The sequence below is a fragment of the Pseudomonas inefficax genome (assembly GCF_900277125.1).
In the GTDB taxonomy this organism is placed as follows: Bacteria; Pseudomonadota; Gammaproteobacteria; order Pseudomonadales; family Pseudomonadaceae; genus Aquipseudomonas; species Aquipseudomonas inefficax.
Genome location: NZ_OPYN01000178.1, coordinates 1 through 9,285, shown reverse-complemented (window position 1 = coordinate 9,285; position 9,285 = coordinate 1). Strand labels below are relative to the sequence as shown.

8 protein-coding genes are annotated in these 9,285 nt (G+C 63.3%); 2 read left to right on the top strand and 6 right to left on the bottom strand.

Features of this window, described 5'->3' with window-relative positions; genetic code table 11:
* Positions 1-526 (top strand): IS3 family transposase (locus tag JV551A3_RS21545; RefSeq protein WP_133979107.1); only part of this gene is annotated, 526 nt, incomplete at its 5' end.
* 73 nt (positions 527-599) lie between these two features.
* Here JV551A3_RS21545 and JV551A3_RS21540 read toward each other — a convergent pair.
* Positions 600-1,463 (bottom strand): pirin family protein, encoded by an 864-nt coding sequence (locus tag JV551A3_RS21540; protein ID WP_133974162.1) that lies wholly within the window; start codon positions 1,461-1,463, stop codon positions 600-602.
* Between the two features lie 116 nt (positions 1,464-1,579).
* Between JV551A3_RS21540 and JV551A3_RS21535 the strand changes: the two genes are divergently transcribed.
* Positions 1,580-2,581, top strand: coding sequence for an amidohydrolase family protein (locus JV551A3_RS21535; protein ID WP_133974160.1), 1,002 nt, complete (start codon positions 1,580-1,582; stop codon positions 2,579-2,581).
* 174 nt (positions 2,582-2,755) lie between these two features.
* Here JV551A3_RS21535 and fabB read toward each other — a convergent pair whose 3' ends face one another.
* From fabB to JV551A3_RS21510, 5 genes are all read right to left on the bottom strand, one after another.
* A complete protein-coding gene (fabB, locus tag JV551A3_RS21530; RefSeq protein ID WP_133974158.1) occupies positions 2,756-3,976 on the bottom strand; it encodes a beta-ketoacyl-ACP synthase I in 1,221 nt (406 codons plus the stop codon).
* 11 nt (positions 3,977-3,987) lie between these two features.
* On the bottom strand, positions 3,988-4,503 hold the full coding sequence (gene fabA / locus JV551A3_RS21525) for a 3-hydroxyacyl-[acyl-carrier-protein] dehydratase FabA (protein ID WP_112252975.1): 516 nt from the start codon (positions 4,501-4,503) through the stop codon (positions 3,988-3,990).
* A 207-nt stretch (positions 4,504-4,710) separates the two neighbouring features.
* Complete coding sequence (locus JV551A3_RS21520; protein ID WP_133974156.1) at positions 4,711-6,642, bottom strand: ATP-binding protein; 1,932 nt, start codon at positions 6,640-6,642, stop codon at positions 4,711-4,713.
* Positions 6,639-7,529 carry an ABC transporter substrate-binding protein gene (locus JV551A3_RS21515; RefSeq protein WP_133974154.1) on the bottom strand — a complete coding sequence of 297 codons (891 nt, stop codon included), beginning with the start codon at positions 7,527-7,529 and terminating at the stop codon, positions 6,639-6,641. Before JV551A3_RS21515 ends, JV551A3_RS21520 begins: the two co-directional genes overlap by 4 nt.
* On the bottom strand, positions 7,529-9,285 hold a 1,757-nt coding region (locus tag JV551A3_RS21510; protein WP_133979105.1), incomplete at its 5' end, for a TonB-dependent receptor plug domain-containing protein. The genes JV551A3_RS21515 and JV551A3_RS21510, both read right to left, overlap by 1 nt.

The following is a 9,285-nucleotide window of genomic DNA, read 5'->3' as shown; positions in this document are numbered from 1 at the left end:
GTTTGTGGCCAAGAATCTGCTCGCGCGTAACTTTGAGCCAACAGCAATTAACCAGGTCTGGTGCGGTGATGTGACCAGTTTGATGGTCGGGAAGCGCTGGTATCACCTAGCAGTAGTGATTGATTTGTTCGCGCGTCGGATCGTTGGCTGGGCGTTTTCCCTGATCAACGACGCCAACTTGGTTAGCAAGGCGCTGAGGATGGCGGTAGGGGTTAGGGGCAAGCATGCAGGCTTGATGTTTCACTCGGATCAAGGCTGCCAATACACCAGCCAGCGCTTCCAGTCCGAGCTGCTTGAGCATGGGATAACGCAGAGCATGAGCCGGAGGGGACAATGCTGGGACAACGCACCGACGGAGCGTTTCTTTGGGACACTCAAGTCAGAATGGGTGCCGCCCAAGGGCTACAAGGAAATTGAAGAAGCCAAGCAGGACATGACCAGCTTCTTCATGCGATACAACCGAATCAGGCTCCATAGCTACAACAACTACTTGTCGCCAATAGCTATGGAGCAGCAGGCGGCTTGATCACCGTAACTGGTGTCCGGAAATACTTGACCAGAACACCTTGTGTCGCGATGGGCTGCAAAGCAGCCCCAAATCACCTAGGCAACTCGATCCTGGAGGTTTCCCCCGGCACCACCGGCCAGTCCCCCGCAGCCCACTTGGCCCTGGCCTGTTCGATCAGCTCCACATCACTGGCGACAAAATTCCAGTTCATCCGCCGCGGCCCATCCAGTGGTGCGCCGCCAATCAGCACCAGCTGGCACTCACCTTGCGCATACAGCGTCACCTCTTCGCCCTCCGGCAGGACCACCAGGCTGCACGGTTCCACGTCCTCGTCATTCATCATCAGCTCACCATCGAGCAGATACAGCGCCCGCTGCGCATGCTCGTTCGGCACCAGCAGCGTGGTCGCCGGCTGCATCTGTACATGTGCGTAAAGGGTAGGGGATAGCACCGGCACCGGCGATTCCAGGCAGAACCCGCTGCCGGCAATCATGCAGATGCGCACCCCCAGGCTGTCACTGACCGGCAGGCTGGCCGCCGGGTGGTGGCTGTAGCTCGCCGGGCCCTGTTCATGCTCGCGCGGTGATGCCAGCCAGACCTGCAACCCATGCAGGCGTGAGCCATGGGCCAGGGCATCTTCAGGTGTGCGCTCGATATGGGCCACGCCGCTGCCTGCGGTCATCCAGCTGACGTCGCCCGGCAGCACTCGCTGCGCGGAGCCGAGGCTGTCCTTGTGCAGGATTGCCCCTTCGAACAGGTAGGTAAGGGTCGACAGGCCGATATGCGGGTGCTGGCGGATGTCCATGCCATGCCCCGGGGCGTAGTCGGTTTCGAGCATGTGGTCGAAAAACACGAACGGGCCGACGCTGCGGCACTGGGCCGACGGCAGCGGGCGCAGGATCGGCTGGCCCTCGACCGATTCGGCACGTGGGTGGATGACCAGAGGGCTGCTCATGGCAAAGGCTCCAGGGGAGGGGAAATGCCCCAAGCATAGCGTTTTGCCGGCCCCGGCTGAACCGTCTCGTTTGTCGGCCGGTCTATTGGGTTCGTAGCCGAAGAAGGACCTGCCCCATGATCGCCAGAGCGCTTGCCTGCGTGCTGTTATCCGCCTCGCTGTGCCAGGCGGCGCAGGCGCGCGACTACCGCTACAGTGATGCCCACCTGCATTACGTCGATTTCTTCCAGGAAAGCGAAGGCATGCCGGCGCTGATCGAGGCCATGGATGCCGCTGGTATCGAGCAGTCGATGATTTCCGGCGTGCCGGTGGCCAAGAAGTGGCATGAAGACGAGCCCAAGCGCCCGCGCTACTACGCCGGTGACGATGCCGATGCCTACTGGTACAGCGCCACCGACACCTATGTGGCTGCGGCACTACAGCAGTTGCCGGACGCGCAGCGTAAACGCTTTCATCCGTTCCTGACCGGCTTCAACCCGGTCGACAAGAATGCCGTCAGCCATATCGAGCGCATGCTCGATCTGCATCCGGGGCTGTGGCAGGGCATTGGCGAGGTGTTCACCCGCCACGATGACCTGACCGCACTGACCACGGGCGAAACGCCGCGCGCCAACAACGAAGCCATGACGCGTATCTATCACCTGGCGGCCGAGCGCGACCTGCCGGTGTTGCTGCATTCCAACATCACCTCCAAGCGCGAGCGCAACCCGCTGTACCTTGCCGAGATCGAAGAGCCGCTGCGCAATCACCCGCACACGCGGTTCATCTGGGCGCACGCCGGCAGCAGCATGGAGATTCATCGGCACCAGACGCAGATGGACTTTCTGCTGCCGGTACTGACGCGGTTGCTGGAAGATTATCCGAATCTTTATATCGATTTGTCGTGGAGCGTACTGGAGCCTTATCTGCTGGATGACCGGGGCGTGCCGCGCAAGGAGTGGCTGGCACTGGTCGAGAAGTTCCCGGAGCGGTTCATGCTGGGTTCGGATGTGGTAGGGCGGTTTGGCAGCCTTGGGGAGCAGATGCACGGGTTCAGGCCGTTTCTGGATGCATTGCCGGAACAAGTTGCCAACAAGGTGGCCAGGGAGAATTTTCTGGCTGTGTTGCCCAAGCAATAGTATTTCGCTTGTGCTGGCCCTTTCGCGGGTAAACCCGCTCCCACAGGGGCCGCGCTGCTCTTGAACCGGCGCTGTACCTGTGGGAGCGGGTTTACCCGCGAAAGGCCAGTACAGGCGATACAAATGAAAACGCCCCGAACCAGTCGGGGCGTTTTCGTTTACCGCAGCAGCGTCTTACTTGCCTTCCCAGCGCTTGAGCACCAGGGTGGCGTTGGTGCCGCCGAAGCCGAAGCTGTTGCTCATGACCGTGTCGATCTTGGCGTTTTCTTCGGTCTTGCGCAGGATCGGCAGGTCGGCGACCTCCGGGTCCAGCTCGTCGATGTTGGCGGAGCCGGCGATGAAGTTGTTTTCCATCATCAGCAGGCAGTAGATCGCCTCGTGCACGCCCGCAGCACCCAGCGAGTGACCCGACAGGCTCTTGGTCGAGCTGATCTTCGGTGCCTTGTCGCCGAATACTTCGCGAACACCCTTGATCTCGGCAACGTCACCGACCGGGGTCGAGGTGCCGTGGGTGTTCAGGTAGTCGATCGGAGTGTCGACGGTCGACAGCGCCTGCTGCATGCAGCGGATGGCACCTTCGCCGCTCGGGGCAACCATGTCGTAGCCGTCGGAAGTGGCGCCGTAGCCGACGATTTCCGCGTAGATCTTGGCGCCACGGGCCAGGGCGTGTTCCAGCTCCTCGACCACTACCATGCCGCCACCGCCGGCGATGACGAAGCCATCACGGTCGGCGTCGTAGGCGCGCGAGGCCAGTTCCGGGGTTTCGTTGCGCTTGGTCGACAGGGCGCCCATGGCATCGAACAGGAACGACTGGCTCCAGTGCTCTTCTTCACCGCCACCGGCGAAGACGATGTCCTGCTTGCCCCACTGGATCTGCTCCAGGGCGGTGCCGATGCAGTGTGCCGAAGTGGCGCAGGCCGACGAGATCGAGTAGTTGATGCCCTTGATCTTGAACGGGGTGGCCAGGCACGCCGAAACGGTGCTGCCCATGGTGCGGGTAACGCGGTATGGGCCGACGCGCTTGACGCCTTTCTCGCGCAGGGTGTCCAGCGCTTCCATCTGGTTCAGGGTCGAGGCGCCGCCGGAGCCAGCCACCAGGCCGGTACGCGGGTTGGAAACCTGCTCTTCGGTCAGGCCAGCGTCCTTGATCGCATCCTGCATCGCCAGGTAGGCGTAGGCAGCAGCGTGGCCGACGAAGCGGTAGACCTTGCGGTCGATCAGTTCTTCGAGGTTGAGGTCGATGGACCCGGAAACCTGGCTACGCAGCCCCATTTCCTTGTATTCCGGGTTGTAACGGATACCCGGACGGCTGTTGCGCAGGTTTTCGGTGACGGTAGCTTTGTCATTGCCCAGGCACGATACGATGCCCAGACCAGTGATAACGACGCGGCGCATGCGAATAACCCTTAGAAATTGTCAGTGGAGGTGAACACGCCGACCCGCAGGGCTTCGGCAGTGTAGATCTCGCGGCCGTCGACGCTGACCGAGCCATCGGCGATGGCCATGTTCAGCTTGCCCTTCAGGACGCGCTTGATGTGAATGTTGTAAGTGACTTTCTTGGCTTGCGGCAGTACCTGGCCGAAGAACTTCACCTCGCCCGAACCCAGGGCGCGACCGCGGCCTGGCAGGCCCTGCCAGCCGAGGAAGAAACCTACCAGCTGCCACATGGCGTCGAGGCCCAGGCAGCCTGGCATTACCGGGTCGCCTTCGAAGTGGCAGGCGAAGAACCACAGGTCCGGATTGATATCCAGCTCGGCGACCAATTCACCTTTGCCGTACTTGCCGCCTTCTTCGCTGATATGGGTGATGCGATCGACCATCAGCATGTTCGGCGCGGGCAGTTGCGCATTACCTGGGCCGAACAGCTCACCGCGACTGCAGCGCAGCAGGTCTTCCCGAGTAAAGGCGTGTTGTTTGGTCATGCGAGCTCCTCAATAACCCCCTGCGGCAGGGGATGAATCTTCCCGGCCGGCCCGATACGCATCGCGTCCGGGGCGGCAGCCTACAGGTAGACTATTGCGTTGTGGTGAAAGTCACAGTGCACCCGGTCAAAGAAGTACAGGTGTGCACTGAAAGGTCTATTTTCAGGTCCGATGAAGGTCCTGTCCAGTGTTTAAGACTGCCGCACTTTAGCATTTATCGCCAGTCGCGGTTGTCTGACCGGGTAGCCAGCGCTGTAGCACCCGCTGCAGTTCGGTGCGGCGCAAGGGTTTGCTCAGGTAATCGTCCATGCCGGCCGCCATGCAACGCTCGCGGTCGCCCTGCAAGGCGTTGGCGGTCAGGGCGATGATCGGTAGCCTGGCGCCGTTGGGCAGCTGGCGGATGCGCCGGGTGGCTTCATAGCCGTCCAGGTGCGGCAGGCGGCAGTCCATCAGCACGGCGGCAAAACGCTGCCGGCTGACCCGTTCGACCGCCTCCAGGCCGTCCTCGGCCGTGCATACTGCCAGCCCGAGGCTACGCAGCATGGCCTCGATGACGCTTTGGTTGACCGGATTGTCCTCTACCAGCAGCACCTGATCATTGTCGGCCACCGCCGGTGGTGCAGCGCTTGGCGGCGTCAGCGCGACCGGGGCAGGGCTGGCCAGGGCCAGAGGCATCTCCAGGGTAAAGGTCGAGCCCAGGCCTTCACGGCTTTCACCGCGCAGCTTGCCGCCCATGCGTTCGGCCAGGGTGCGGGCAATCGACAGGCCCAGCCCGGTGCCGCCATAGCGGCGGGAAATCGAGCTGTCGGCTTGCTGGAAGGCGACGAACATCATTTCCAGGCGCTCGCTATCGATGCCGATACCGGTGTCGCGCACACTGCAGGTCAGCCAGATCAGCTGGCGGTCGAGCACCTGCCAGCGCGCCTCGACCTGCACCTGGCCGCGTTCGGTGAATTTCAGCGCGTTGCCGACCAGGTTCAGCAGGATCTGGCGGATGCGCGTGGGGTCGCCGTTCACCTGCAACTGCTCGATACCCGCCGGCAGTTGCAGGTGCAGGGCAAGGCCGCGCTGCTGGGCGCTGTGCTGGAACGACTGGACGCTGCTGGTGATCAGCTCGCCCAGGTTGAAGTCGATGTGTTCCAGTTGCAGCGCGGCGCGTTCGATGCGCGAGAAGTCGAGGATGTCGTTGATGACCTTGAGCAGGTGCCCGGTGGACTCGCTGGCTACTGCGGTGTACTCGGCCTGTTCGCTGTTCAGCTGCGTGGTTTCCAGCAACTGCAGCATGCCCAGCACGCCATTCATCGGCGTGCGCAGTTCGTGGCTCATCATCGCCAGGAAGTCCGATTTGGCGCGGTTGGCCTGTTCGGCCTCCTCGCGGGCCTGGATCAGCTCGGCAATGGCCTGCTTCTGTTCGTTGCTGGCCTGCTCCAGGGCGTGGGCCAGGTTGTTGATGTGGCGTGCCAGATGGCCCAGTTCGCTGTCATCGACCACCGGCAACAGGGTGTGGTACTCGCCCTGCTGGATGGCCTTGACCGCATGGCCCATGTCGCTGATCGGCTTGGCCAGGCTCAGGGCTAGGCGGCGTGCCAGCAGGAAGGTAAACAGCAGGGCGAACAGCGCGAGGATACCGGCCTTGATCACGATTTCCTGCTGGCGCTGGCTGAAGGCGTCATCGGACATGCCGACGATCACCCGGCCCAGGTAATCGTCGCCGATGGCCGGGGTGGTGGCCTTGCCCTGTTGCAGGAAGTCGCTGTCCAGGCGGATCTGCTGCAGGCGGATGGGCGCCTGGAACACTTCGACGCGTTGCGCGCGGTTGGCGCTTTCGTCGGACTGCTCCACGTACACCAGGATGTGGTTGCGGCTGTCCTGCACCTCGAGGAAGCGCACGTGGGGGATGCTGAGCGTGGCGCGCATCAGGCCCTCGAGCACTTCGTTGTTGCCCGAGATCACCCCGTATTCCGAGGCTGGCGCCAGCTGGTTGGCGATCAGTTGACCGGTGTGGTTCAGTTCCTGGCGCAGGTCCTGGATACGCACGAAGGTGAAAAAGCTGATCAGCAGCAAGGTCAGCAGCAGGGCAGGGCCGAGGCTGATGATCTGGGTGCGGGTGTGAATGTCCCAGCTCAGGCGTTTGCTCATGGGGTGGGTTCTCCTTCGGCCAGGGCCTTGGCGGCGGCGTTCGGATCGATCGGTTCCAGGCCCAGGGCGCGTGCCACCTGCTGGTTGCCGCTGACGCCGAAGCGTGCCGGGTACAGGCTGCGCGGCCAGCGCGCCGGTGGCTGGTCGAGCAACTGGTCGAGCACCGCCAGCCAATCGTCCTGGTCACTGAAGGTGCTGGCCAGGGCGCCGGCGCGGACGAACCCGGCGTTCGGGCCGATCAGCGCCATCTGCCGGCCATAGCTGCTCAACAGCAGGTTCTTCGCAGTCTTGGAGTTGAACAGGTCGGCGTCGTCCAGGCCCAGCAGCACGTCACTGTTGGCCAACAAATGTTGCAGAGGGCGGCTGTCGCGCGGGTCGGGCCAGTCCTGGGCAATGATCTCCAGGCCCAACGCGCGGGCGGCATGACGCAGCTCTTCGAGCAGAAAGCTGCTGTGCTCACCGTACAACACCCCAATGCGCTGGGCCTGCGGCAGCAGGTAGCGCGCCAGGCGCAGCTGCCGGGCCAGGGGCGGGTCGCTCCACAACAGCGTGAGGAACGCGGGCCGCGACTTTCCCAGGCGCTGTTCAGCCTGTACCCGGCTGACCCTCATGGCCAGAGCCGGCGGGCCGGCGGTTTCCCCAAGGCGCCATTCCAGTGCGGCGTTGTCCAGCAGGATCAGGCGCTGGTCAGCCTTGAGCTTGCTCGGCCGTGGCAGGTCGGCGGTGGTCTGGAAATGCACATGATCTTGCGGCCGGCGGCTTTCCAGCGCAGCGACGAAACCGCGAATACCGGGCTGGTCTTCCGCGCCTACCAATACGATTTCGCTGGCTGACAGCGGCCCCATCGGCCACAGGCACAACAGCAACAGGCGCAGCAGCAGGGCCATCAGAACTCCAGCTCCGCGCTCACGCTCAGCCGGTGACGGCTGTCGTAGCGGTTCTGGATTGCCGTGGTCGGCTCATCGTCCAGGCGCTGTTGCCACAGCGCGGCCAGCTCCAGGTGGCTGCCATACACCCGGAAACGCTTGGCCAGGCGCAGGTCCAGGCGCTCGTAGCGGTACTGGTTGAGTGCATCGTCACCGTAATAGAACAGCGCGCTGGACCAGCCGTCACCCCACTCGCGCATCCACCCGGCCGAGCCGCTGTTGCGGGCGCTGAGGCGGCGGTCGGCGGGGTTGCTGGCCCAGGCATCCACGTAGGCGTAGGTCAGGCGCAGGCGGTCGCGCAGGGTCGGGCGCCAGTCCAGTTGCGCCTCGCTGCCGCTGAAACGGGCCTTGTTGGCATTGCTGGCGATGTACTGGTTGTTCTTCAGGGGCTCGCTGATCATTCCGGTGATCTCGTCGTAGAACAGCTTCACATCCATGTTCAGGTCGATGTCGCTGAAGTAGCCGTTGTAGCCCAGCTCGCGAGAGCGCATGCGTTCCTGGTCGAGGTCGCCCGGGCCGCGGGTCTTGACGAAGTACTCGGCGTTCTTCTGGCCGAACGCGGCGGGGGTCAGGTTCTTGACCGTATAGCTCCAGTTGACGTTGTTCTCGAACATGTCTGGCGAGCGCACAGCCTCGGAATACACTGCACGCAGGCCATGGCGGGGGGTGATCAGGTAGTTGACCGCCACCCGCGGGGTCAGCGAGCTGCCGGACAGGCGCGAGTCCTCGAACATGGCGCCGCCCTGCAGGATCCAGTGCTCGTCGGCGCGCCATTCCAGCTGGCCGAACAGGCGCCAGGTCTGGTCGTCGATGCTGCCATTGAAGTAGGTCTGCGAGTCGGCACGATCATAGCGGTAGTTCATGCCGCTGAGCAGGCGCAGGCTGTCGGTCAGGCTCAGGGTGTCCTGGATCTCCAGGTCGTAACGGGTTTCGCGGGTGCTCTGGTCGACGTCGCCGCAGACCACGTTCTTGCCGCCCCGATTGTTCCACTGGTCCTTGATTACATCGACCAGAGCCTGCTCCTCGGGGTTACTGCTGGGGGGCGGGTTGTTGGCGCCGCGTGCCACCTGCTCGGCATAGTTGGGGTTCATTTGCCACAGCCGGGTCAGTTCGGGGCTGAACGACAGCGCCGCATCGCAGGCGCGCCAGACCTGCTCGCGGTCGAAATGCTGGGCCGAGCCTTGGACGTAAAGACTGTGCTCGGGGTTGAAGTCGATGTTCCAGCGTACGGAGCCGGCATAGTCCTTGGCATTGACGTCGGCGTTGTCGCCCCGTTCGGTGACATAGGGGAACACCGGCTGGTAAGTATAAGGCCGCTGGTTACTGCCTTCCTTTACCGCCAGTTGCCATTCCAGGGTCTGGTCGATCGCCAGGTTGTGGCTGACGCTGAGGTTGAAGCGGTTCAGCCGGCGGCTGTCGCGGTAGTCCTGGCCGAACTGGTTCTCGTCAAAGCCATCGTCCTGCTGGCCGGACAGCGACAGGCGCATGTCGCCACCATCCCAGCCGAAACCGTGGCTGGCGTAGAAATCGTTGATGCCGTCCTGGCCGCGGGTCATCTTCAGCCGCGTGCCATGGCTGTCGGCAGGGTTGCGGGTAAGGATGTTGACCACGGCCATCAACGCGTTGGCGCCGTAGCTGACCGTGTTGGGGCCGCGGAACACCTCGATGCGTTCGATATCCTCCAGGGCCACGGGGATGTCGCTCCAGTCCACCGTGG